The sequence below is a fragment of the Streptomyces narbonensis genome, assembly GCF_014649015.1.
Lineage (GTDB): Bacteria > Actinomycetota > Actinomycetes > Streptomycetales > Streptomycetaceae > Streptomyces > Streptomyces narbonensis.
The window spans coordinates 224,828-247,000 of sequence record NZ_BMSF01000012.1 but is presented as its reverse complement, the minus strand read 5'-3'; the positions used below and the strand labels follow the sequence as shown (position 1 = coordinate 247,000).

The following is a 22,173-nucleotide window of genomic DNA, read 5'->3' as shown; positions in this document are numbered from 1 at the left end:
GGAACCGTCATGAGCGACACCGCGCCACCCGCCCCGCCCACTCCTCTCCTCGTGCTCGACGTCGTCGGCCTCACCCCGCGGCTCCTCCACCACATGCTCCACCTCACCGCTCTCGCCCGCGCCGGATCCCAGGCCCCGCTCTCCACCGTCCTTCCCGCCGTCACCTGCAGCGCCCAGACCACCTTCCTGACCGGCACGCTCCCCGCCGAGCACGGCATCGTCGGCAACGGCTGGTACTTCCGCGAGCTCGGCGACGTCCTCCTCTGGCGTCAGCACAACGGCCTCGTCTCCGGAGACCGCCTCTGGGACGCGGCCCGCCGTGCCCACCCCGGCTACACCGTCGCCAACATCTGCTGGTGGTACGCGATGGGCGCCGATACCGACATCACCGTCACCCCCCGCCCCGTCTACTACGCCGACGGCCGCAAGGAACCCGACTGCTACACCCGGCCCCCGGCCCTCCACGACGAACTCACCGCGGAACTGGGCACCTTCCCCCTCTTCCACTTCTGGGGTCCCGGAGCCGACCTCGTCTCCAGCCGGTGGATCATCGACGCCACCCGCCACATCCTCCGCACCCGCCGCCCGAACCTCGCCCTCTGCTACCTCCCACACCTCGACTACGACCTTCAGCGCTACGGGCCCGACGACCCGCGCTCCTTCCGGGCCGCCGCGGCACTCGATACCGCCCTCGCCCCGCTCCTCGCCGACGCCCGCGCCGAAGGACGCACGGTCGTCGCCCTCTCCGAGTACGGCATCACCCGGGTCGACCGGCCCGTCGACATCAACCGTGCGCTGCGCCGTGCCGGGCTGCTGGAGGTCCACACCCAGGACGGCATGGAGTACCTGGACCCCATGACCTCCCGGGCCTTCGCCGTCGCCGACCACCAGACCGCGCACGTCTACGTCCGCCGCCCCGAGGACCTGCCGGCCGTCCGGGAAGCCCTCACGGAGCTTCCCGGCGTCGAACGCCTCCTCGATGACGAGGGAAAGAAGGAACACGGCCTCGACCACCCGCGGTCAGGAGAGCTCGTCGCCCTCGCCGAGCCCGACGCCTGGTTCACGTACTACTACTGGCTCGACGCCGCTCGCGCGCCGGATTTCGCCCGGCTCGTCGAGATCCACCGAAAGCCCGGCTACGACCCCGCCGAACTCTTCATGGACCCGTTCGATCCGTACGTCCGGCTCAAGGCGGCCAGAGAGATCGCCCGCAAGCAGCTCGGCATGCGCTACCGGCTCGCGGTCGTCCCTCTCGACCCCTCACCTATTCGCGGCAGCCATGGCCGCCTCCCCACGAGCGATGACGAAGGTCCGCTCATTCTGTGCTCCACCCCCCGCGCCGTGAGCGGCCGCGTCGCGGCCACCGATGTGAAGTCCCTGCTGCTCCGACTGGCCGGACTCGCCTGAGGCGCATACCGCCGACCGCCGAACCGACTCCAGTGAAACAGCCCGCACCGACACCAGAGGAGTTATCCACAGATGAATCGCACTCGCCGTACGGAAGCCACCGACCCCGAGCTCTCCCACCGGCTCAGCAGGCGCAACATGCTCGGCGTCGCCGCCGGCGCGACCGCCGCCGCCTTGCTGGGCGCGGCGGCCACCCCCGCCGCCGCCGCCGCCGCGGCGGCCGGGGGCTCGTCGGCAGGTTCCGTCACCCCCGATTCCCGCGGCGCGGGCCACGGCCGCCCCGTCCTGCCGCCCGGCCGTCTCGGCATCCAGCTGTACTCCCTGCGCGACAAGATCGCCGCCCTCGGCTTCGCCGCCGTCTTCGCCGAGCTGCGGAGGTTCGGCTACGACGAGGTCGAGTACGCCGGCTACACCCAGGGCGTCGGCGGCCCCCTCACACTCGCCGAACTCAAGCGCCTCACTCGTGACCACGGGCTGCGCGGCATCGGCAGCCACGTCGGCTATCACGCGGACGACCCCGGTGCGTACACCTTCGCCCAGAACCTCGACCGGGTGCTCGACGACGCCGCGGCCCTCGGGCTGCCCCACATAGGAACCGCCTCCGGACCCTGGCGCTACGGCGCCACCGTCGACGGCTGGAAGCGCTGCGCCGAGGAGTTCAACCGGTTCGGTGCGGAGGCGCGGAAGCGGGGCATGAAGTTCTACCAGCACAACCACTCCGAGGAGTTCTCCTTCGCCACCGACCGCCCCGACGTGCGGCTCTACGACGTCCTCCTCGCCGAGACCGACCCTGACCTCGTCCACCTGGAGATGGACGTCTTCTGGGCGTACGTGGGTCAGTACCGCTACTCGAGGCGTCCGGACGGCACCCCCGCGCCGTTCGACCCGCTCGACTACGTCCTCGCGCAGCCCCACCGCTACCCGCTGTTCCACGTCAAGGACGGCGACCGCGACGACTCCGCTGTTCCCTACGGCTACCGCATGACCGACGTCGGGGACGGGGACATCGACTACCGGCGGTTCATCTCGGCGGTCAACCGCACCCGCCACGGCCGGCACGCCCACCACTGGCAGGCCGAGCGGGACAACCCGGTCGACTCGCTCGACTTCGCCCGCAGGTCCAGCGCCCACCTCCACTCTCTGCGCGAGAAGGGCCGCTGACCCGCCTTTCGGGCCCCTCGCGAGAGGGGCCCGGAAGGGTGTCGTTACTTTCCGTGCGCGATCAGGAACCATCAGTGCGCACCATCGGGCAATTCGGACTGGATCTTGATGGTGTCGCCTGCTCCACCCCGCTGACCACGGAAAACCCTGGTGAAGGGCACCTCAAACCCCTGGTAGAGTTATCTCTGTCGCCGCGGGGAAAACCCCAAAACGACAAACACCTAGTCCGGGTGGCGGAATGGCAGACGCGCTAGCTTGAGGTGCTAGTGCCCTTTATCGGGCGTGGGGGTTCAAGTCCCCCCTCGGACACCGAAGAGAAGTGCCGGTCGATCTCGTATCGACCGGCACTTCTCGTTTTCCACAGGTGGCCGATCGGCTCCGGCCGCGATGCAGGCCGAGAACTATCCTGGGGGCGTGATCGAGAACATTCCCCCTTGTCCGCAGTGCTCCAGCGAGTACACGTACGAGATGAACAACCTGGTGGTCTGCCCCGAGTGCGGCCACGAGTGGGTCCCGGCCGCCGAAGGCACGACGGACGGCGCCGGTGCGGCCTCGCCGGGCGAGCGCGTGATCAAGGACGCCGTCGGCAACGTGCTCAACGACGGCGACACGGTGACCGTGGTCAAGGCCCTCAAGGTCAAGGGCAACCCCTCCGGCATCAAGGCGGGCACCAAGGTGCGCAACATCCGCCTCGTCGACGGTGTCGACGGCCATGACATCGACTGCCGGATCGACGGCTTCGGCGCGATGCAGCTCAAGTCCAGCGTGGTCAAGAAGGTCTGACCCGAAGCCCCCGCACCTGCCCGGTATGCGGGGGTTCTGCGCCCGCCCTAGGCTGGTTTGATCGCACGTCGCGGGTCGAGCGGCGGAGGCGCCCATGGTGAACGGAAGCACCCCCGGACGGAATTCCCGAGGCAGTGGCGAGCCGCCGGGCAGGGCCCATCGGGCCGGGGGCCCGGCGAGGCGAGCCCGACCACGCCGACCGCCCGCGCCCCGGATCCCGCCGCCGGAGTGCTCGCCTTCGGAGCGACGCATCGGTACGAGGACGGGGTCGAGGTCGCGGTCTCCGCGCCCGTCAGGTTCACGCCGTCCGCTGCGGCGGCCGGGTACCGGGCGGGGCACACCGCCGTGACCGTGCAGGTCACCGTGCGTAACGGGGGCGGTGAGCGGCTTGAGCTCGCGCTGGTGCAGGTCTCCGCCCGGGACGGCGACGGGCGGGAGGCCGTGCGGATCTTCGATACCGAGCCCGATCTGGGGCTCGGGCTCACAGGCGATCTGCTACCCGGACGGAAGGCCGTCGCGGCGTACGGTTTCGATGTACCGCCGGGGGAGGTTGCCGTGCTCGACGTCGAGGTGAGGGTCGGTTTCGGGATGCCCTCCGCCTTCTGGGGCGGGGCATCCGGTGATCGGTAAGAGCTGCTAGGCAGCCTTGCGGGCTACCACCAGACGGCAGTGCGGGCTGCCGTCCTCTCGTCTGCCCAGGGACTCGATCGGGGTCAGGGAGACCTCGAAGCCGGCTTCCTTCAGGCGGGTGCGGACGTCCTGGAGGCGGAAGGTGCGGTAGTACATGACGAAGCGCGGGTGCCACACCGCGTTCCGGACGCGCATCGTGGCGTCGAAGCCCCACAGGGTCCAGTAGAGGCGCGAGCCGACCCGGGGTGGGGCCGGGAGGGGGAAGGCGAAGGTGCCGCCGGGGCGGAGTGAGGCGTGGACCTGGGCGAAGAGGGTGCGCTGGGCGTCCGGGACGAAGTGTCCGAAGGCGCCGAAGCTGACGGCCAGGTCGAAGGCCGGGGCGAAGGGCAGGGCCAGGGCGTCCGCGCGGACCAGGGTGGCCGCGGGGTGGGCGCGGCGGGCCCGGGTCAGCATGCCCGTGCTGAAGTCGACGCCCGTGACGCGGCCCGCGCACACGGAGCGGAGGACGTCGAGTCCGGCGCCGGTGCCGCAGCAGACGTCGAGTCCCGAGTCGAAGGGGCCGAGCTCTTCCAGGGTGTCGGCCACCGCGGTCAGGAGGCGGTCGGAGGTGCGGAATGGGGTCGCGTCGAACTTGTTCGCGAGCAGGTCGTAACCGTGCTCGACCGAGGAGAGGGCCTGGACGGTCAGCTCGCGGAGGCTGGGGCCCTGCGGGGTGAACATGGTCCCGAGCCTATGCCGTCACCGGCCCCGAGCGTCAGAGCGCACTGCGTACGGGGGGCGCCGGGGGCGCGGACCACGCGGGGGCGATGCCCGTCAGCTGGCAGGTGAGCAGGTAGAGGGGGATCGGCGGCGTGTAGGGGGAGGTGCCGTCGGGGTGGTGGACGAGGCGGGGGCCGCGGTCCGGGACCTCGGCGCCTCGCGCGTAGCAGGCGGGCAGTGGCCAGGTCAGGTCCAGGTCGGAGCCGGCCGGGACGAGCCACCACCACCAGTCGGCGTCGGCGTAGACGCAGCCCTTGGCGGGGAGGCGGGAGAGGATCTTGAAGCCGAAGCGGGCGGGGACGCCGACGGCGTCGCAGCCGAGGCCGGTGCGCAGGCCGACGGGGACGTCCAGTCGGGTCGAGCCGAGGTCCGCGGAGTCGAGCGCGCTGGAGCCGGGTGACGTCGAGCCGAGGGTCCTGGTCCGCGGTCCCCTGGGGTCCGCTGCGTCGCGCTGGCGCGGGACGGGGGTGTTTTCCGGCGGTTTGCGGGCCGAGCGAGGGATCAGCAGGGTGGCCATCGACCTCAGCACGGTTCCCCCATGCCGTGGGCCAGCTCGGCCCAGACGATCTGCGCCGTGCCGTGGCCGGTGCGGTCGGCGCCCCAGGCGGTGCACAGCGCGTCGACTATGAGGAGTCCGCGGCCGCGTTCGTCCTCGCCGCAGTCGCGCATCCGCGGTCCGGCCGGGCCGCCCTCGTCCCGTACCGCTATGCGCAGGGTGTCCTCGCCCTCGCGTATCTCGCAGATCACCCGGGCGCTCGCGGTGTGGACGACGGCGTTGGTGACGAGTTCGGAGACGACGAGCGCGACCGTGTCGCGTATGCCGGGGCCGCAGCCCCAGAGAATGAGCCGCTCCTCCGCGAGCCGGCGGGCCCGCGCCACGGACGCCGTGAGGGCGGGGAGCTCGAAGGCGAAGCGGCGCACGGCGTCGCCCCGGGGATCGACCCGGGTATCGGCGCGCGTGTCGGTGTCGGTGTGGGGTTCTGGGCGCTGGGCCATGACTCGAGGGCTCATGAGACCTGAAGGCTGCGCGTTACCAGAAGCCACGACCGGTTCCTCACAACAGTGGGCAGGACTGCCGTACGGCGCTGCACCCGTGGCGCGGTGGCGCACGGCGGCAGCGTGTACTGGTTCACCGGAACACTGTCCTCCTGACTCGGACACTTGGCAAGTGGCACTCTGAAAATTGCAGAGTGCTGTGTTCTCTCTGGCTCGGCTTCGTGGCACACTCATCGAAACAGTGCGTCGGGGAGGTCTGAGAGTGAGCGAGCCGCGGTCCGCCCCCACGGTGGGACAGGTCGTTCTCGGCAGGCGGCTGCAGGATCTGCGCGAGCGGGCCGGCCTCAAGAGGGAAGAGGCCGCAAAGATCCTCCGAGTGGCCCCGGCCACCGTCCGACGCATGGAGACGGCCGAGGTCGCCCTGAAGGTTCCGTACGTACAACTCCTGCTGAAGGAGTACGGGATCACGGACGCCGAGGCGGAGGCCCTCGTCGCCCTCACGGAGGAGGCCAACCTCCCGGGTTGGTGGCAGCGGTTCCACGACGTGCTGCCCGGCTGGTTCTCCATGTACGTGAGCCTGGAGGGGGCGGCCAGCCTGATCCGGGCGTACGAACCCCAGTTCATCCCCGGTCTCCTGCAGACCGAGGCCTACGCCCGAGCCATTCTGCGCAGCGGGGCGGTCGGCGGCAGCGACGCGGCACGCCCCCAGGGCACCGCCGCGGCGGAGCGCGCCGAGGAGACCGAGCGGCATGTAGCCCTACGGATGGAGCGCCAGTCCCTGCTGACGCGGGAGGACGCCCCGAAGTTCTGGGTGATCATGGACGAGACGGTGTTCCGCCGACCGGTCGGTGACGGGCCCGAAGTGATGCGCGACCAGCTCGACCGGCTGCTCGAAGCGTCCGAGTCGCCGAACGTCACCCTGCAGATCGCGGAGTTCGCGTCCGGCCACCACCCCGGCACCTACGGACCGTTCGTCCTCTTCCGCTTCGCCATGCCCGAACTCCCGGACATGGTCTACAGCGAGTACCTGACCGGCGCCGTCTATCTCGACGCGCGCCCGGAGGTGGCTTCCCACCTCGAGGTCATGGACCGCATGGCGGCTCAGGCCGCGACTGCACAACGCACGAAGGAGATCCTCCGGGATCTCCGCAAGGAGCTGTGAATGGATCGCATATACAACGGCATGCCCGCCGCTGAGCTCGGTGCCGAAGGCTGGCACAAGCCCTGGAGCGGCGGGAACGGGGGCAACTGTGTGGAGGCCATGAAGCTGGCCGACGGCAGAGTCGCCGTGCGACAGTCCGCAGACCCTGAAGGACCCGCGCTCATCTACACCCACGGGGAGATCGCCGCTTTCATCCAGGGGGCCAAATCCGGTCACGCTGACTTTCTGCTCACCTGACCCTTCCGCCCCACCCGCTCCGTCGCGTAACTCTTGCTGCAGTGCCACCCGTTCGTCCCGACCAGGAGAGCCGATGACCCAGGACCCCGCATCCGTGAGGATCGACACCAGCAAGCCGCATCCCGCGCGGATGTACGACTGGTTCCTGGGCGGCAAGGACAACTACCCGGTCGACGAGGCGATGGCCCGGCAGCTGCTCACCGTCGACGCCCGGGGCCGCGACATGGCCCGCGTCAACCGGGCCTTCATGCACCGCGCCATCCGCTGGCTCAGCGCCCACGGCGTCCGCCAGTACCTGGACGTCGGTACGGGCATCCCGACCGAGCCGAACCTGCACCAGATCGCGCAGGACGCCGCACCGGAGTCCCGCATCGTCTACTGCGACAACGACCCGATCGTGCTCGCACACGCGGCCGCCCTGCTGCGCTCGACCCCGGAAGGGGCCACCGAGTACATCCAGGCGGACGCCCGCGACCCCGAGATCATCCTCGAAAGGGCCGGAAAGGTCCTTGATTTCGACCAGCCCATCGCGCTGTCGATGCTCGCCCTGCTGCACTTCGTCGGGGACGAGGACGGGGCCTACGAACTGGTCTCCAAGATCGTCGAGAAGCTCGCGCCGGGCAGCTACCTCGTCCTCTCGCACGTCACCGGGGACTTCGACCCGGAAGGCGCGGCGAAGGCGAGCGCCATGTACAAGGCGCGCGGGCTGACCCTGCGGCCCCGCTCGCGGGGCGAGCTCGCCGCGTTCTTCGACGGCATGGAGTTCGTCGAGCCGGGCGTCTCGCTCACCGCCGAGTGGCACCCGGAGCTGGGCGAGCCCGTCCCGGTCCAGGGCGACGACCCGATCCCCGGGTGGGCCGCCGTGGCCCGCAAGCCCTGACGGGATCTCTGAACAGAGCGGCGCGAAGGCCCGCGGACCGGAGGGTCCGCGGGCCTTCGTCCGCCCGCGTACGAGCCGCTCGGCAGCGCGCTCCGCACTATGCGGAGCCCGCGCCCTCTTCCCGTCGGTGCTTGACGAACTCGATCTTGGCGGGCGTGTCCGAGCCGGTGTCCGTCCGGCCTGCCGCCGTCCAGCCGCAGGCCTCGTAGAAGGCGATGGCGGCCGTGTTGCCGACGAAGGTCTCGAGACGGATGTCCCCGTACTCGGCGAACAGCACCTCCTCGGCCGCGGAGAGAAGGACCGCCCCGAGACCCCGCCGGTGGTGACGGACATCGATCATCATCAGGTCGACGGTCGGCCCTTCGAGAATCATCAGGCCCGCGATCCCGCCGTCCGCCTCCAGGCAGTGGACCCGCCCCTGCGCGAAATGGCTCGCGATGTGCTCGTCCGATGCGCCCGAACCGATGAACCAGTCGACACCCTCGTCGCCCAGGAACGAGCGGTAGCACGCGTCGATCGTGCGCCGGGCGAGCTCCTGAAGGGCCGCGAGGTCCTCAGGCAGAGCGGGGCGCACGACGACGTGCGACGGCTGTGACGACATGAGGACTCCAGGCTGTGGTGCGCGGACGGCCGGGTCAGTGTGCCAGTCGTCGTCGGCGACCGGGCCGGCCCTTCGGCCGTCGGCGACCGGGCCGGCCTGTCGGTCGCAGAGGACCGGGCGGCTCTACGGCTCTACCAGCGTCACGCGGAAGCTCCGGGGACGGCTCACGTTCCCGGCCGCGTCGATCGTGCGGTGCTCGATCGTGTGCGTGCCGTAGTCCGGGGTCGCGTCGTCCCAGGGCACCGCCCGGCTCCGGCCCAGCTTCCCGTACACGAGGCCGTCGATGACCGTGCCGCCCGGCGAGAAGAGGAAGGGTGCCGCGGCGTCCGTCGGCCAGCCGTAGTACGTGTACCAGCCGTCGCCGTCGACCCGGAACTGGCTCACCACGGCGCCGACCCGGTCGTCGCGCGCCGTCAGCCGCATCGTGAACGGCCCGTCGTATACGTACTCGACGGGCCGCCCGGGGCGACGGACGGTCCGCAGCGGCGTGGACAGTTCGTACGAGGACGTCGCAGGACGGGCGTCGACCGTCCAGGCCAACTCCTCGGCCGTGCCCGGGATACGGGCCGTCAGCGTGTGCGTCCCGGGCCTGAGGTCCAGCGAACCCAGGTCCAGGTCACGGTCGTTGCGACCGGCGGGGTGGACGGGGCGGCCGTTCAGGCGCCAGTGCACGGCCGGGGTGCGGTCCGTCGGGTGCGTGGTGTCCGCGTGGACGACCGACCGCGCGCCGACCGCATCCCCCGTGGGGGTGTGCCCGGTGAACGCCGGCTCCACCGGCGTCTTCCGGGTGGTGAGCGAGGTGTCCACGGTCCAGTCGACCGTGCGGGTGAGCGCCGTCGAGGCGCGGACCGCCGGGTCGCGCACGAAGGGCGTCGGGTCGGTGACCGTCGCCGTGAGCGTGTGCGTGCCGGGGGAGAGGGTCAGCTTCCGAAGGTCGAGGGTGCGCGCGCCGCGGGTGGTGAGGGTGCGGCCGTCCAGCCGCCAGGTCACGGCGAGTTCACCGCCGACAGGGTGCAGGGTGTCCACCCACACGGTCCGGTCCGCGCCGATCGGCGCGGTGTCGGGCGTGTGGTCCTGGATCAGGCTGACCTTTGCGGAGATCGCCCGGACCATCACCTCGCGCTCCACCTGGTCGAAGGCGTAGCCGAGGGTCTTCATCAGGGAGTGCCGGCTGGGGCGCCAGACGCCCTTCGTGCTGTACAGGCCGCCCTCGTGGCGGCCGATGAGCCCGCCCGACTCGCTCTCCTCGCCGATCCAGCGCCACCACTTCGCCCGCTGCTCCCGCATCTGATTTTCCGTCAGGAGCGTGTGGTGGGCGGAGGCGGGCTCCGGTCCCGTGTAGGTCTCGCCCGGCACGCCGCGGCCGTAGTAGTCGTACTCGTCCTGGAGACCGCCGAGCGAGTGGCCTATCTCGTGCGGGGTGATGAGGGAGGAGAGGGCGTTGCCGCCGGACGCCGTCGCGTAACTGCCGCCCGCCCCGCCGTAGGTGGAGCTGTGGGCGAGGGCCACGATCTGCCGGTTGGCGCGGTGCGTGCCCGGGACGAGGTCGGCGAGCGCGCCGGCCTTCGCGCTGTCGACGGTGAGGAGCCGCTGCACGCTGGAGGGGTTGCAGCCGCCCCAGAAGCCCATGTCGAGCGCGGTGTCACGGGCGGGCGACGACAGTCCGGGGTCGCAGTCGACGCCCGATTCGGCCGAAGGGGCCTCCACCGCCCACACGTTGATGTACGAGCGGTACGAGGCGAAGGGCTCGATGCTCCACAGCGTGTTCAGATGCCCTTCGAGGTCGGCCCGAAAGGCGGGCATCTCGGCGGCGGTGTAGCCGTCACCCATGAAGACCAGATTGAACCGTCGGTCCGCAGGGCCGGTCGTCTGGACGGGGACGACGACCGGTCCGTCGGCCGTCGTCGGGGTCTCGGCCGCCGCCGGCCCCGTGCCCACGAGTCCGACGGCCAGCAGACAGGACGCGACGAGGCGGGCCAGGCCTCTCCGTGCTCCCTTGCGACGCTGTGAGGTCATGGGGCGCGAGCCTAGGCCGCGCCCCCGATCCCGTAAAGGTGTTCGCCGGCCGTACGCCGGACGTGCGGCAGTCGTACGCCGGACGCACGGCGGTCGTACGGCAGCCGTACGCGGCCGTACCGCTCCACTGCTGTCCCGTGAACGCCCCCCGTCGGTTCAGCGCCGCAGATAGGCGAGGCCCGCGTGGGCCGTCGTGTAGTTCTCCACGAGCCTCTTGGCCACCGAGACCGAGTCGACGAGCGGATGCAGCGCGAAAGCCTTGACCGCCGTCGCCCGCGAGCCGCTCTCCGCCGCCGCGAGCACCTCCCGCTCCACCGCCTTCACCGCGGTCACGAGACCGACGGCGTGGTACGGCAGCGGGGACACCGACACCGGATGCGCGCCGTTCGCGTCCACGAAGCAGGGGACCTCGATCACGGCGTCCGCGTCGAGCGCGGCCAGCGTGGAGCCGTTGCGGACGTTGAGGATCAGCGTGGTCCGCTCGTCGCGTGCGACCGCCCGCATGAGGGCGAGCGCCACCATCTCGTAGCCGCCCGACTCCAAGTCCTCCTCGTCGCGTTCGCCGATGCCGGCGGCCTCGCGGTTGGCGGCCATGTACGTGGCCTCGCGGTCGGCGAGCGTCCGGTGCCAGGTGTCCAGGGCGGGAGTGTCCGGCTTGCCCATCTCCTCGTAGAAACCGGCCTGCTGGTCACGCAGATAGGCCCCGCGGGTGCGCTCCGCGGTCCGATAGGCGTGCACCGCCTCGCGGTTGAAGTAGTAGTAGTGCAGGTACTCGTTGGGCACGGCCCCGAGCGAGCGCAGCCACTCCGGGCCGAACAGCCTGCCCTCCTCGAAGGAGCCGAGCGCCTGCTCGTCGGCGAGGAGCCGGGGGAGTTCGTCGCGCCCGCCGACCCGCAGACCGCGCAGCCAGCCCAGGTGGTTGAGGCCCACGTAGTCGATCCACGCCTCGTCCGGGTCCGCGCCGAGGGCACGGGCGACGCGACGGCCCAGGCCGACGGGGGAGTCGCAGATGCCGACGACCCGGTCGCCGAGGATCCGGGACATGGCCTCCGTCACGAGCCCGGCCGGGTTGGTGAAGTTGATGACCCAGGCCTCGGGGGCCAGTTCGGCGACCCTGCGGGCGATGTGCTCCGCGACGGGCACGGTCCGCAGACCGTACGCGATCCCGCCCGCACCCACGGTCTCCTGCCCGAGCACCCCCTCGGCGAGCGCGATCCGCTCGTCCGCGGCCCTGCCCTCCAGGCCGCCGACCCGGATCGCGGAGAACACGAAGTCCGCCCCGCGCAGAGCCTCGTCGAGATCCGTCGTCGCCGCCACCACCGGCGCGTCCGGCACCCCTTCGCCCTGCTCCAGGAGCACCCTGGCGATGGCCGAGAGGCGGCCCTCGTCGAGGTCGTACAGGGTGACGTGGGTGACCCGCCCCTCGGCATGGTCGCCGAGGAGGGCGCCGTACACCAGCGGCACCCGGAATCCGCCGCCTCCGAGAATCGTCAGTTTCATGCCCGTACGCTACTCGGGCGCACCCGGCCGACAGCGGGACGACGGGCGGTCGTCCACGACGGTGTCCACATGCCGGGCGCACCGCGAGCCCTCGGCCGACCAGCGCGCCGCGAGCCTCGGCCGACCAGCGCGTCACGAGCCCTCGGCCGACCAGCGCGTCGCAAGCCCTCGGTAGATCAGCGCGTCACGAGCCATCGGTGGATCGGAAGGTCACGGGCCCCCGGCCGACCGGCGCGTCACGGGCCGAGATCGGCTGATCGCCGCCTGGGGGAGAATGGCGGCATGTCCCGACGCAAGACCCGCCCGACCCGTAAGTCCCCGGCCCCCGCCGCCCCGGCCGTCACCGCGGACTCCCCCTGCCCCTGCGGCCTCGACGCCACGTACGGCGCGTGCTGCGGCCGGTTCCACAGCGGCACGGCGGGCACGGCGCCGACGGCCGAGCTGCTCATGCGGTCCCGCTACAGCGCCTTCGTCGTCCGCGACGAGGCCTACCTGCTGCGCACCTGGGCGCCGGAGACCCGTCCCGGCGAGGTCGACTTCGACCCGGCGCTCCGCTGGACCGGCCTGGAGATCCTGGCGGCCACCGACGGCACCGCCTTCCACCAGCACGGCACCGTCACCTTCGCGGCGGGTTACGTGCACGGCGGCGAGACCGGCGCGATGCGCGAGCGGAGCCGCTTCGCCCGCCACGAGGGCGCCTGGGTGTACGTGGACGGCGACGTCGGCGAGTAGCTGCCGGTGACTGATCCCGGACGTCCGGCGCCGCTGATGCCCGAGGTCACCCGGACACCGCGTCGCCGCGGCCACTGGGTCACCGGGCCGCCGGGTCACCGCGTCGCCGGGCCGCGGGTCATCGCGTCACCGGGCCGCCAGGCTGCCGGGTCACCGAGCCACCGCGCCAACCAGCCGCCAGGCCGCGGGTAACCGGACCACCGCGCCACCGGGCACGCCGGGCGGCCGCGTCACCGAGCCAGCCCGTCACCCCGTCACCTCGTCACCGACACCGTCCGGTCCTCCGACTCCCGTCTCGGAAGTCCGGTCGCCAGGTCCTCGGCGACGACCCTCTTCGCGATGGCGTCCGTCGCCACCCGCAGCTCCGGGCCGCTGGGCCGGCCGCGTTCCTGCTCGATCCGGTCGGAGAGCCAGTCGCCCCAGGCCCGGGCGATCACCGTCGCCTCGCGCTCACCCGCCGGGGTGTGCGAGATCAGATTGCCGTCCCGGGTGAGGAACCCCTCGTCGACCATTCTGTCGAAGACCGGCAGCAGTACCTCGGGCGGCACCCGACGGCCGGCCGCGATCAGGCCGAGGCTCGCGTGTCCGACGGTCCGCGTGTAGAGCTCGACCTGCATCACCGCCCAGGCGCCCGCCGTGTCGAGCCGGGTGTCGGAGGCGCGGACGATCCCCCGTGCGGTGTCGAGGTCGATGCGCCGCAGGAGCCGCCCGACGGAGAGTTCGAGGAGCTTGGCCGAGTCGCCGGACGACGTGGGCGAGGCGAAGCCCTCGCCCATGTCCGGCGCGCCGGCACGGGCCGAGTCGCGGAGCTTCACCTGCTTGAGGAAGAGCGCCACGACGAACCCTACGGCGGCGACGGGCACCGTCCACAGGAAGACGGTGTGGAGCGTGTCCGCGTAGGCGTGCACGATCGGTTCCGCGACCTCGTCCGGCAGGCCGTGCACCCCCGCCGGGCTCTGCGCGGCCTGTGCCAGACCGGCCGGATCGATGCCGAGGCTGCCGGCGACGGCCGCCGCCTCGCCGACCCCCGCCGCGAGGTTGGGCTTGAGGGAGTTGACGTAGATCGTGCCGAAGACGGCCGTGCCGAAGGAGCTGCCGAGGGTACGGAAGAAGGTGACGCCCGAGGTCGCGGTGCCGAGGTCGGCGTAGTCGACGGTGTTCTGCACGGCGATGGTCAGGACCTGCATGCACAGGCCGATGCCGGTGCCGAGCACGAACATGTACAGCGACGCCAGCCAGGTGCTGGTCTCCGGCCCCATGAGCGAGAGCAGATAGAGGCCGACGCCCATCACGAAGCAGCCCGCGATGGGGAAGATCCGGTAATGGCCCGTCTTGCTGACGACGTTGCCGCTGAAGACCGAGGCGATGAGGAGCCCGATGACCATGGGCAGGGTCCGGATGCCGGAGACGGTGGCCGAGTCCCCGTCGACGTACTGGAGGTAGGTCGGCAGGAAGGTCATCGCGCCGAGCATCGCGAAGCCGACGACGAAGCTCAGCACGGAGCAGACGGTGAAGACCGGGTTGGCGAACAGCCGCATGGGCAGCATGGGTTCGGGCGCCCGGGTCTCCACCCAGCAGAACAGGCCGAGGGCGACGATGCCGCCGACGAAGAGCCCGATGATGACCCCGGACGTCCACGCGTACTCGTTGCCGCCCCAACTGGTCGCGAGGATCAGCGCGCTGGAGCCGACGGCGACGAACGCGATGCCTGCGTAGTCGATGACGGGGCGGGTCGCGGAGCGTACGGAGGGGATCGTGCGGGCGGCGGCGATCACGACGAGGATGGCGATGGGGACGTTGACGTAGAACGCCCACCGCCAGCTCAGGTGGTCGGTGAACAGACCGCCGAGGAGCGGGCCGATGACCGTGGAGACACCGAACACGGCCCCGATCGCGCCTTGGTACTTGCCGCGTTCGCGCAGCGGGATCACATCGGCGATGAGGGCCATCGAGGTGACCATGAGACCGCCGGCGCCGATGCCCTGGAGACCGCGCCAGACGATCAGGAGCGTCATGTTCGTGGCGAGCCCGCAGAGGAACGAGCCGGTGATGAAGACGACCGCCGAGATCTGGAAGATCACCTTGCGGCCGAAGAGGTCGCCGAACTTGCCGACGAGGACGGTCGCGACGGTCTCGGCGAGCAGATAGGCCGTGACCACCCACGACATGTGCGCGGCGCCGCCGAGATCCGAGACGATCGTGGGCAGGGCGGTGCCGACGATCGTCTGGTCGAGGGCGGCGAGGAGGACGCCCAGCATGATCGTGCCGAACACGATGTTGCGGCGGCGCTTGTCGAGCACGGGTGGTTGGGTGGCGGCCGGGGGCGCGGGCACTGCGTCGCTGGTCGTGGTCACCTTCGCAGCGTCACACCGCCACCGGCCTCGTGCATGCGGGGGACGGCCGGACAGGTGTACTGGATCAGGGGGTGACGGGCAGCTGGGGGTGGTGCTTGGCAAGGATCTTATTGGCCCGTGCCAGCGCCGCGAGGGCGTGCTCGCGGTCCGCCCGGTCCTCCGCGCACAGCGGCCCACGGAACCGGTACACCTCGCGCGCCGCGCAGTCCGCGTCGACCTCGGCCTGGAGGACGTGCAGCGGGAGACAGGCGCCGATCAGTGCGGCCACGCTGTCGGGGATCGGGACGGGGACGAGGGGTGAGGGCGAGGCGATCACGGGTCAGTCCTTGTGGGTGCGGGGAGGGTGCGGAGTGTCTCCTCCTCCAATACGTACCGGATCGCGGTACGGGTTCCGGCACGGGGTTGTCGCGACGGTGTGACGACGGGAGGCCCCGGGAGCGGGGAAGGCGGACGCCGGGGGAGCGGGGGGCGTGAGGGTGGCCGGCGCCGCCGGCGGAGTTCCCGCAGGTGCGGGGGTGGTCGGCGGCTCGCGTGCGGGGCGGCGACCTCTTGTCGTCGACAGGACGTTCGGCGAATGTCCTGTCGGTGGCAGGGTGTTGGAGAGATCATCGAGGCCGCGGAATGTGAACCATCTCACTCGCCGTTCCGACGGCTTCCGCCCGCGGCCCTTCCGTGCGTGCGCGATGTGCGGGACGCATCCGCTGCGAGCGCCGCATCCGCTGCGAGCGCCGCATCCGCTGCGAGCGCCGCATCCGCTTCGCGCGCCGCATCCGCTTCGCGCGCCGCGTCAGAAAACGATCCTCGTGTCCTACGAGAGGATCTCGGCCAGGTCGTACGAGACGGGCTCGTCCAACTGACCGTACCCGCAGGACTCCGGCGTCCGGTCCGGGCGCCAGCGCTTGAACTGGGCCGTGTGCCGGAAGCGGTCGCCCTCCATGTGGTCGTACCCGACCTCGCACACCCGCTCCGGCCGCAGGGCCACCCACGACAGGTCCTTCTTGCCCGACCAGCGGCTCGGCGCACCCGGCAGTCGGGCCCCCTCGTGCGCGGACTCGTTTGTCCAGGCCGCCCACGGGTGCCCGTCCGGCGGATCCATCCGCAGCGGCTCCAGCTCCTCGATCAGCTCGGCGCGCCGGGCGGCGGTGAAGGCCGCGCACACGCCGACGTGCTGGAGGACGCCCCCGTCGTCGTACAGACCGAGCAGCAGCGATCCGACCACCGGCCCGCTCTTGTGGAAGCGGTAGCCGGCCACGACCACATCGGCCGTCCGCTCGTGCTTGATCTTGTACATGAGGCGGGCGTCCGGCCGGTACGGCAGGTCGAGCGGCTTGGCGATCACCCCGTCGAGCCCCGCGCCCTCGTACTGCTCGAACCAGCGGGCGGCGACCTCGGCGTCCCGGGTCGCGGGCGCCAGGTGGACCGGGGCGTCGACCCCGTCGAGGGCCCGCTCCAGGGCCGCCCGTCGCTCGCTCAGCCCCACCTCCAGCAGCGAATCGTCCCCGAGGGCGAGCAGGTCGAAGGCGACGAACCGCGCCGGAGTGGTCTCCGCGAGCATGCGGACCCGGGAGTCCGCCGGATGGATCCGCTCGCTGAGCCGGTCGAAGTCGAGGTGGCCGTCGTGCTCGATCACGATCTCGCCGTCCACCACGCAGCGCTCCGGCAGCCGGGCCGCGAGCGCCTCGACCAGCTCGGGGAAGTACCGGGTCAGCGGCTTGCCGGTACGGCTCCCGATGACGAGCTCCGGCCCGTCGCGGTGGACGATCGCGCGGAACCCGTCCCACTTCGCCTCGTACTGCATCCCGGGCGGAATCTTCTTCACGGACTTGGCGAGCATCGGCTTCACGGGCGGCATCACCGGCAGATCCATAGGGTCGATTGTCCGGTATGCGGGACTTGTCGGCGAACCCTAGGCTGGCCCGCATGGCAGGCAAGGCGGCAGCGGTGGAACTCGAAGTCGGCGACCGGACCGTACGCGTGTCCAATCCGGACAAGGTGTACTTCCCCGAACCCGGATACACGAAGCTCGACATGGTCAGCTACTACCTGGCCGTGGGCGACGGCATCACCCGCGCGCTGCGGAACCGGCCCACCACCCTGGAGCGCTACCCCGACGGGGTGACCGGCGAGTCCTTCTTCCAGAAGCGCGCCCCCAAGTACCTCCCCGACTGGATCCCGACGGCCCACATCACCTTCCCCAGCGGCCGGTCGGCCGACGAGATGTGCCCCACCGAACCGGCAGCCGTGCTCTGGGCCGCCAACCTCGGTGCCGTCACCTTCCACCCCTGGCCGGTACGGCGCGAGGACACCGACCACCCCGACGAGCTCCGAATCGACCTCGACCCCCAGCCCGGCACGGAGTACGCCGACGCCGTCCGCGCCGCCCACGAGCTGCGTTCCGTCCTCGACGAGCACGGGCTGCGCGGCTGGCCGAAGACCTCGGGCGGCCGGGGGCTGCACGTCTTTGTCCCGATCACACCCGACTGGACGTTCACTCAGGTCAGAAGGGCGGCCATCGCCTGCGGGCGGGAGCTGGAGCGGCGGATGCCGGACCGGGTCACCATCAAGTGGTGGAAGGAGGAGCGCGGGGAGCGGATCTTCGTCGACTACAACCAGACCGCCCGGGACCGGACCATCGCCTCCGCCTACTCCGTACGCCCGCGCCCGAACGCCCCCGTCTCGGCGCCGCTGCGCTGGGATGAGATCGACGACGCCGTGCCGCGGGACTTCGACATCAGGACCATGCCGGCCCGTTACGCCGAACTCGGCGACGTCCACGCCGACATGGACGACGAGCGGTTCAGCCTGGAGTCCCTGCTCGAACTGGCGCGGCGGGACGAGGCGGACCACGGCCTCGGCGACCTGCCGTATCCGCCGGAGTATCCGAAGATGCCGGGCGAGCCGAAGCGGGTCCAGCCGAGCCGCGCGAAGAAGGAGTCGAAGGGGGAGTCGAAGGGGGAGTCGAAGGAGGAGCCGAAGGGGGGCCCAGAGGGGGAGTCTCCCGAGTAGGGGGAAGGGCAGGGCGGGCCGGCCCGTTCCGGGTGGGGGCCGGTCCGCCCTGCTTCTCCGACCATAAAACAACACGAACGATCGTGCTAGCATTTTCTCGTATCCAGGCCGACCGAGGAGATCCGGCATGTACCCGATGGCTCCGCTCGTCCGTACCGTCCTGAACACCGCCGCCCGCGTCGCCCCCGGACCCGCCGGCCGCGCCGCCTTCCACCTCTTCGTCCGCCCGCTCGGCCGGGCCCGGCCACGGCCGGAGGAGCAGGCGCTCTTCGACGCCGCCCGTACGGGACGACTCCGCGTCCGGGGCAAGGACGTCGTCACGTACGCCTGGGGTGACGGGCGCCGCCCGGTCCTGCTCGTCCACGGCTGGTCCTCGCGCGCCTCACGGCTCACCGCCTTCGCCGAGGCCCTGCTCGAACGCGGCTACAGCCCGGTCGCCTTCGACGCTCCGGGCCACGGCGAGTCCCCGGGCGCGGCGAGCAACATCATCGAATACCGGGACGTCATCAGGGAGTTGCACGCCAGGCACGGGGACTTCGAGGCCGTCGTCGCCCACTCCTTCGGCGTCCTCGCCACCCACCTCGCCCTCCGCGACGGCGTTCACGGTGGCGTGCGCGCCGGCCGCCTCGTGGGGCTCGGCGGAGTCGGCTCCTTCACCATGCTGCTCGCGGGCTTCCGGGCCGGCTTCGGCGTGTCCGACCTGGTGGTCCGGCGCATGCGCGCGTACGTCGAGCGACGGATCGCGCCCGGCGAGCCCGGCATCTGGGACCGGTTCGACGCCGAGGAGGCGGCGGCCGGACTCGACCTCCCCGTCCTGCTGTTCCACGACGAGGACGACGACATGGTCCCCGTCGTCCAGGGGCGCCGACTGGCCCGCGCCCACGGCGACCGGGCCCGGCTCGTCGTCACCCGCGGCCTCGGCCACCGCCGCATCCTGACGGACCCGGGGGTGGTGGCCGAGGCGGTGGAGTTCGTGACCGCCGGATCCGTGCCGGAACCGGCGGTCGCGGTGCCCGGCAGCGGGATCGCGACAGGCTGAGTCAGCTCACGGGCGTGGTGATCACGGCCGAGTTGTTGCCGAACCGGGGGTGGGGAGTGTCGCTGGTCGCGGAGGCGAAGTCGGTGACGGTCTCGCCAGCGGCCGACCGGACCTTCACCGCGATCGTGACGGTGGCGGCCCCGCCCCTGGGCAGCGTGCCGAACGAGCAGGTCACGGTATCCGTGGTGCCGGTCGGCGGGGTATCGCAGTGTCCCGTGGTGGGGCTCGCGGAGGCGTAGCGCACAGAGGCGTGCAGCGGGCTAGTGAGGACCACGTTCTCCGCGGCGGTCGGACCGTAGTTGTGGACGCGCACGGTGTAGGTCAGCGTCCCGCCGTTGGCGACCGGCTCGGGGCTCGCCGCGATCGACGTCGCCAGGTCGGCCGACGGTCGGACCACACTGAGGCTGTGCTCGTCGCCGACGGCGATCGTCGTGGCGCCTTCGAGGAACCGTGTGCAGGGCGCGGTCTGGCCCTGGGCGCAGACCCGGACGGGCTCGTTGCGCCCGGTCTTGGTGCCGTCGCCGAGCTGGCCGAAGGTGTTGCGTCCCCAGGCGCGGACCGTGCCGTCGGAGCGAAGCGCGAGGCTGTGCAGACTCCCGGAGCCCGAGGCGACGGCGGTGACACCCGTCAGGACTCCCGCGCAGCCGCCCGGCGCGCACACCTGGATCGGTACGGACCGGTCGAGGTTGTGCCCGATGCCGAGCTGCCCCTGGTCGTTGTCGCCCCAGGCGACGGCGGTTCCGTCACCGCGTGCCGCGAGGCTGTGGAACGCCCCTGCCGCCACGGACTTCACGCCCGAGAGGAACGCGGTACAGGGGGCGATGTGCGCGACCGCGCAGACCGGTACGGGAGTCGTCTGCTGAGCGCCGACGCCGTCGCCCAGCTGCGCTCCCGTGCCCCAGGCGCGGACGGAGCCGTCACTGCGGGCCGCGACACTGTGGAAGACACCGCCCGCCACGGATACCGCGTTGCCCACGGCGGGCGCCGGGACGGGTGTCCGAGACGGACATACGCGCTCCTCTCACGGGGCGGACCGGACCGCGGGCGGGATCGCCGAGGGCTCCGGCCGACGCGCTCACCATGGGGGCGCGCCCCGGCGTGGACGCGTGAACGACACCCGGGCTTCACCTGATCAGTTCCCGGGCGGGAGTCGGGTGGACGGTCCGTAGTGCGGAGACCGGCGGGACGTGAGAGGAAAGACTCTTGGGGCGAGAAGGCGGAGGGGCTCAGGCCTGTTCGGCGAGTGCCGCGCGGCCCCGGTCCGTGGCCGCGGACCGCAGCCGGGTCGTGATGCCCCGCTCCGCGCGGCCGTACGCGCGGGTGTCGCCGAGCAGCACGGACTGGGCGTTGGCCGCCTCCATGAGGGCGATCACCTCGAAGGCCAGCTGCTCCACGTCCAGGTCCTCCGGGAAGTCCCCCACCGCGCGGGCCTCCGAAAGGGTCCGCTCCATGTACGCGGTCCAGTCGAGGCGCGTCCGGGCCACCGCGTCGTGGACCGGACCCGTACGGGCGTCGAACTCGGCCGAGACCGCGTAGAAGAAGCAGCCGCCCGAGAAGACGCGGTCCGAGGAGTACGTGAGCCAGTTCCGGCACAGCGTGCGTACGCGCTCCGCTCCCGGGGGCACGTCCTTCAGCGGCGTGACGACCTGTTCGGCGAAGACGGCGACGGCGGCCCTGACGGTGGCGAGCTGGAGTTCCTCCTTGGAGCCGAAGAGGGCGAAGACGCCGCTCTTGCTGAGCTCCAGCTCGGTCGCGATCCGGCCCAGGGACAGGCCTTCGAGCCCCTCGACGGACGCGATGTCCATGGTCCGGCCGAGCACGAGGCGCCGCGTCTGGTTGCCGCGCTCGACGCGTCCGTCCGTCTTGGTGTCGGTGCCGGTACCCGTGGTGCCGCTTCCGGTGCTGCCGCTCATGCCCTCATCGTACTGAACGCACGACCGTGCGGAAATCTCCCTCCGTCCGGTCGCGCCGCCGGAATCGTCAGGCCCGTCCCCGGGGGTCGCGCCGTTCCGCCGGGGTGAGCAGGAGGACCTCCAGCGCCCTGGCACACTCCTGTGCCTGCGCCAGGTACCAGCCGAGCCGCCCTTCGGTGATCAGCTCCGGCGCCGCGCGGACCGCGAGCGCGAACCGCGCGTGTCCCGCCCGCTCCAGGACCGGTACGGCCACGGTCCGCACCCCGTGGGCCGACTCGCCGTCGTCGAGGGCGTATCCCGCCTCCTGTACGCGCGCCAGCTCGGGTGTCAGGGAGGAAGGGCCGGAGAGGGGCCGGTCGGTGAGAACGGTCGGCGCCGGCAGGGCGCGGGCTTCGTCCTCGGCCCTGCGCGGCCAGGCGAGCAGCACCTTCCCGAGGGCCGTGGAGTGCAGGGGCCTCCGCAGACCGACTCTCGGTGTCACCGAACCGCCCGCCACGATCACCACGTGCGGGCCGCTGCGCAGCGCCAGGTCGGCGGTGCCGCCCGTCCGGCGGGCCAGATCGGCGAGCTCGGGCGTGGCCAGGTGCAGCCCCCGCTGGTGGTAGGCGAGACGTCCCAGCTCCGTCATCGCCGGGCCGAGCCGGTAGCGGGCGGTCCGCGCGTCCTGCTCCAGGAAGCCCGAGCCGAGCAGGGTCCGCGCCAGCCGGTGCGCCGTGGAGGTGGCGAGCCCGAGCCGGCGCGCGAGGTCGGAGGCGCTCAGATCGGGGCCGTTGTCGTGGAAACAGTGCAGCACGTCCAGCGCGCGGCGGACCGCCTGGGCGCCGGCCGGGGGTCGGACGATGCCGGCCTCGGTCGTCATAGGGTTCGCTCCCCGTGGGTGATCGGGCTCCCACGCTGCCACATGACGGGAGCCGAATCGGGTGGCCCGACGGGTCGGAAACACTTTGTTCATCGACGGCCGCGGGTCCGCTGCCGCGCGTAGTCCATTGATCGCGCG

General features: G+C 71.7%; 22 protein-coding genes and 1 tRNA gene. 11 read left to right on the top strand and 12 right to left on the bottom strand.

All coding sequences use genetic code 11. The annotated features are described in order from the left end of the window. Positions 1-9: 9 nt before the first annotated feature. The 5 genes from IE124_RS23760 (at position 10) to IE124_RS23740 (ending at position 3,981) form a co-directional block, all read left to right on the top strand. Positions 10-1,407, top strand: a complete 1,398-nt coding sequence (locus IE124_RS23760; protein ID WP_189509957.1) for an alkaline phosphatase family protein — start codon at positions 10-12, stop codon at positions 1,405-1,407. Between the two features lie 72 nt (positions 1,408-1,479). Continuing rightward, positions 1,480-2,568 carry a sugar phosphate isomerase/epimerase family protein gene (locus IE124_RS23755; RefSeq protein ID WP_189509956.1) on the top strand — a complete coding sequence of 363 codons (1,089 nt, stop codon included), beginning with the start codon at positions 1,480-1,482 and terminating at the stop codon, positions 2,566-2,568. Between the two features lie 224 nt (positions 2,569-2,792). After that, positions 2,793-2,877, top strand: a tRNA-Leu gene (locus IE124_RS23750). Between the two features lie 105 nt (positions 2,878-2,982). Beyond that, positions 2,983-3,351: a zinc ribbon domain-containing protein YjdM gene (locus IE124_RS23745; protein WP_306432425.1), complete on the top strand. Its 369-nt coding sequence runs from the start codon at positions 2,983-2,985 to the stop codon at positions 3,349-3,351. Between the two features lie 345 nt (positions 3,352-3,696). After that, entirely contained in the window at positions 3,697-3,981 is a 285-nt protein-coding gene (locus IE124_RS23740) for a hypothetical protein (protein ID WP_189509955.1), read from the top strand. A 6-nt stretch (positions 3,982-3,987) separates the two neighbouring features. On the opposite strand, the gene IE124_RS23735 is transcribed toward IE124_RS23740, so the two are convergent. From IE124_RS23735 to IE124_RS23725, 3 genes are read right to left on the bottom strand one after another with little or no spacing between them, the layout of a single operon-like run. Then, positions 3,988-4,701, bottom strand: coding sequence for a class I SAM-dependent methyltransferase (locus IE124_RS23735; protein ID WP_189509954.1), 714 nt, complete (start codon positions 4,699-4,701; stop codon positions 3,988-3,990). 34 nt (positions 4,702-4,735) lie between these two features. Further along, positions 4,736-5,269 carry a hypothetical protein gene (locus IE124_RS23730; RefSeq protein ID WP_370468806.1) on the bottom strand — a complete coding sequence of 178 codons (534 nt, stop codon included), beginning with the start codon at positions 5,267-5,269 and terminating at the stop codon, positions 4,736-4,738. After that, the gene (locus tag IE124_RS23725; protein WP_229832765.1) at positions 5,263-5,736 is read right to left on the bottom strand and encodes an ATP-binding protein; all 474 of its coding nucleotides are present in this window, start codon (positions 5,734-5,736) and stop codon (positions 5,263-5,265) included. Before IE124_RS23725 ends, IE124_RS23730 begins: the two co-directional genes overlap by 7 nt. Positions 5,737-5,998: 262 nt before the next feature. On the opposite strand from IE124_RS23725, the gene IE124_RS23720 reads away from it, so the two are divergent. From IE124_RS23720 to IE124_RS23710, 3 genes are all read left to right on the top strand, one after another. After that, positions 5,999-6,898 (top strand): Sco1979 family transcriptional regulator, encoded by a 900-nt coding sequence (locus IE124_RS23720; protein WP_189509953.1) that lies wholly within the window; start codon positions 5,999-6,001, stop codon positions 6,896-6,898. Continuing rightward, entirely contained in the window at positions 6,899-7,135 is a 237-nt protein-coding gene (locus IE124_RS23715) for a DUF397 domain-containing protein (RefSeq protein WP_150264683.1), read from the top strand. Between the two features lie 73 nt (positions 7,136-7,208). Beyond that, positions 7,209-8,015, top strand: coding sequence for an SAM-dependent methyltransferase (locus IE124_RS23710; RefSeq protein ID WP_189509952.1), 807 nt, complete (start codon positions 7,209-7,211; stop codon positions 8,013-8,015). Between the two features lie 97 nt (positions 8,016-8,112). Here the strand turns inward: IE124_RS23710 and IE124_RS23705 are convergent, their stop codons facing one another. From IE124_RS23705 to IE124_RS23695, 3 genes are all read right to left on the bottom strand, one after another. Further along, positions 8,113-8,616: a GNAT family N-acetyltransferase gene (locus IE124_RS23705; RefSeq protein WP_229832763.1), complete on the bottom strand. Its 504-nt coding sequence runs from the start codon at positions 8,614-8,616 to the stop codon at positions 8,113-8,115. Positions 8,617-8,739: 123 nt separating this feature from the next. Beyond that, the gene (locus IE124_RS23700; protein WP_189509951.1) at positions 8,740-10,632 is read right to left on the bottom strand and encodes a M64 family metallopeptidase; all 1,893 of its coding nucleotides are present in this window, start codon (positions 10,630-10,632) and stop codon (positions 8,740-8,742) included. A gap of 156 nt (positions 10,633-10,788) precedes the next feature. Beyond that, entirely contained in the window at positions 10,789-12,132 is a 1,344-nt protein-coding gene (locus IE124_RS23695; protein WP_189509950.1) for a 6-phospho-beta-glucosidase, read from the bottom strand. Positions 12,133-12,414: 282 nt separating this feature from the next. Between IE124_RS23695 and IE124_RS23690 the strand changes: the two genes are divergently transcribed. Beyond that, positions 12,415-12,864, top strand: coding sequence for a YchJ family protein (locus tag IE124_RS23690; protein WP_189509949.1), 450 nt, complete (start codon positions 12,415-12,417; stop codon positions 12,862-12,864). A 254-nt stretch (positions 12,865-13,118) separates the two neighbouring features. Here IE124_RS23690 and IE124_RS23685 read toward each other — a convergent pair whose 3' ends face one another. The 3 genes from IE124_RS23685 to IE124_RS23675 all read right to left on the bottom strand — a co-directional run bounded on the left by IE124_RS23685 (position 13,119) and on the right by IE124_RS23675 (position 17,085). Further along, positions 13,119-15,218 carry an MDR family MFS transporter gene (locus tag IE124_RS23685; RefSeq protein ID WP_189509948.1) on the bottom strand — a complete coding sequence of 700 codons (2,100 nt, stop codon included), beginning with the start codon at positions 15,216-15,218 and terminating at the stop codon, positions 13,119-13,121. A 64-nt stretch (positions 15,219-15,282) separates the two neighbouring features. After that, complete coding sequence (locus IE124_RS23680) at positions 15,283-15,534, bottom strand: hypothetical protein (protein ID WP_024761539.1); 252 nt, start codon at positions 15,532-15,534, stop codon at positions 15,283-15,285. A gap of 492 nt (positions 15,535-16,026) precedes the next feature. Then, entirely contained in the window at positions 16,027-17,085 is a 1,059-nt protein-coding gene (locus tag IE124_RS23675; RefSeq protein WP_189509947.1) for an ATP-dependent DNA ligase, read from the bottom strand. Positions 17,086-17,138: 53 nt separating this feature from the next. Between IE124_RS23675 and ligD the strand changes: the two genes are divergently transcribed. After that, positions 17,139-18,224 carry a non-homologous end-joining DNA ligase gene (gene ligD, locus IE124_RS23670; RefSeq protein ID WP_189509946.1) on the top strand — a complete coding sequence of 362 codons (1,086 nt, stop codon included), beginning with the start codon at positions 17,139-17,141 and terminating at the stop codon, positions 18,222-18,224. 127 nt (positions 18,225-18,351) lie between these two features. After that, entirely contained in the window at positions 18,352-19,263 is a 912-nt protein-coding gene (locus IE124_RS23665) for an alpha/beta hydrolase (protein WP_189509945.1), read from the top strand. A 1-nt stretch (position 19,264) separates the two neighbouring features. Here the strand turns inward: IE124_RS23665 and IE124_RS23660 are convergent, their stop codons facing one another. From IE124_RS23660 to IE124_RS23650, 3 genes are all read right to left on the bottom strand, one after another. Beyond that, positions 19,265-20,239 carry a DUF11 domain-containing protein gene (locus IE124_RS23660; protein WP_189509944.1) on the bottom strand — a complete coding sequence of 325 codons (975 nt, stop codon included), beginning with the start codon at positions 20,237-20,239 and terminating at the stop codon, positions 19,265-19,267. 250 nt (positions 20,240-20,489) lie between these two features. Next, the gene (locus tag IE124_RS23655) at positions 20,490-21,176 is read right to left on the bottom strand and encodes a TetR/AcrR family transcriptional regulator (protein ID WP_189509943.1); all 687 of its coding nucleotides are present in this window, start codon (positions 21,174-21,176) and stop codon (positions 20,490-20,492) included. Between the two features lie 67 nt (positions 21,177-21,243). Further along, positions 21,244-22,035, bottom strand: coding sequence for an IclR family transcriptional regulator (locus IE124_RS23650; protein ID WP_189509942.1), 792 nt, complete (start codon positions 22,033-22,035; stop codon positions 21,244-21,246). Positions 22,036-22,173: the final 138 nt, after the last annotated feature.

What these genes read in the sequence shown, in the direction of transcription:
- IE124_RS23760 (WP_189509957.1), top strand. Translation starts at nt 10, where the DNA reads ATGAGCGACACCGCGCCACCCGCCCCGCCCACTCCTCTCCTCGTGCTC.
- IE124_RS23755 (WP_189509956.1), top strand. Translation starts at nt 1,480, where the DNA reads ATGAATCGCACTCGCCGTACGGAAGCCACCGACCCCGAGCTCTCCCAC.
- IE124_RS23735 (WP_189509954.1), bottom strand. Translation starts at nt 4,701, where the DNA reads ATGTTCACCCCGCAGGGCCCCAGCCTCCGCGAGCTGACCGTCCAGGCC.
- IE124_RS23725 (WP_229832765.1), bottom strand. Translation starts at nt 5,736, where the DNA reads ATGGCCCAGCGCCCAGAACCCCACACCGACACCGACACGCGCGCCGAT.
- IE124_RS23715 (WP_150264683.1), top strand. Translation starts at nt 6,899, where the DNA reads ATGGATCGCATATACAACGGCATGCCCGCCGCTGAGCTCGGTGCCGAA.
- IE124_RS23710 (WP_189509952.1), top strand. Translation starts at nt 7,209, where the DNA reads ATGACCCAGGACCCCGCATCCGTGAGGATCGACACCAGCAAGCCGCAT.
- IE124_RS23705 (WP_229832763.1), bottom strand. Translation starts at nt 8,616, where the DNA reads ATGTCGTCACAGCCGTCGCACGTCGTCGTGCGCCCCGCTCTGCCTGAG.
- IE124_RS23700 (WP_189509951.1), bottom strand. Translation starts at nt 10,632, where the DNA reads ATGACCTCACAGCGTCGCAAGGGAGCACGGAGAGGCCTGGCCCGCCTC.
- IE124_RS23695 (WP_189509950.1), bottom strand. Translation starts at nt 12,132, where the DNA reads ATGAAACTGACGATTCTCGGAGGCGGCGGATTCCGGGTGCCGCTGGTG.
- IE124_RS23690 (WP_189509949.1), top strand. Translation starts at nt 12,415, where the DNA reads ATGTCCCGACGCAAGACCCGCCCGACCCGTAAGTCCCCGGCCCCCGCC.
- IE124_RS23675 (WP_189509947.1), bottom strand. Translation starts at nt 17,085, where the DNA reads ATGGATCTGCCGGTGATGCCGCCCGTGAAGCCGATGCTCGCCAAGTCC.
- ligD (WP_189509946.1), top strand. Translation starts at nt 17,139, where the DNA reads ATGGCAGGCAAGGCGGCAGCGGTGGAACTCGAAGTCGGCGACCGGACC.
- IE124_RS23665 (WP_189509945.1), top strand. Translation starts at nt 18,352, where the DNA reads ATGTACCCGATGGCTCCGCTCGTCCGTACCGTCCTGAACACCGCCGCC.
- IE124_RS23655 (WP_189509943.1), bottom strand. Translation starts at nt 21,176, where the DNA reads ATGAGCGGCAGCACCGGAAGCGGCACCACGGGTACCGGCACCGACACC.
- IE124_RS23650 (WP_189509942.1), bottom strand. Translation starts at nt 22,035, where the DNA reads ATGACGACCGAGGCCGGCATCGTCCGACCCCCGGCCGGCGCCCAGGCG.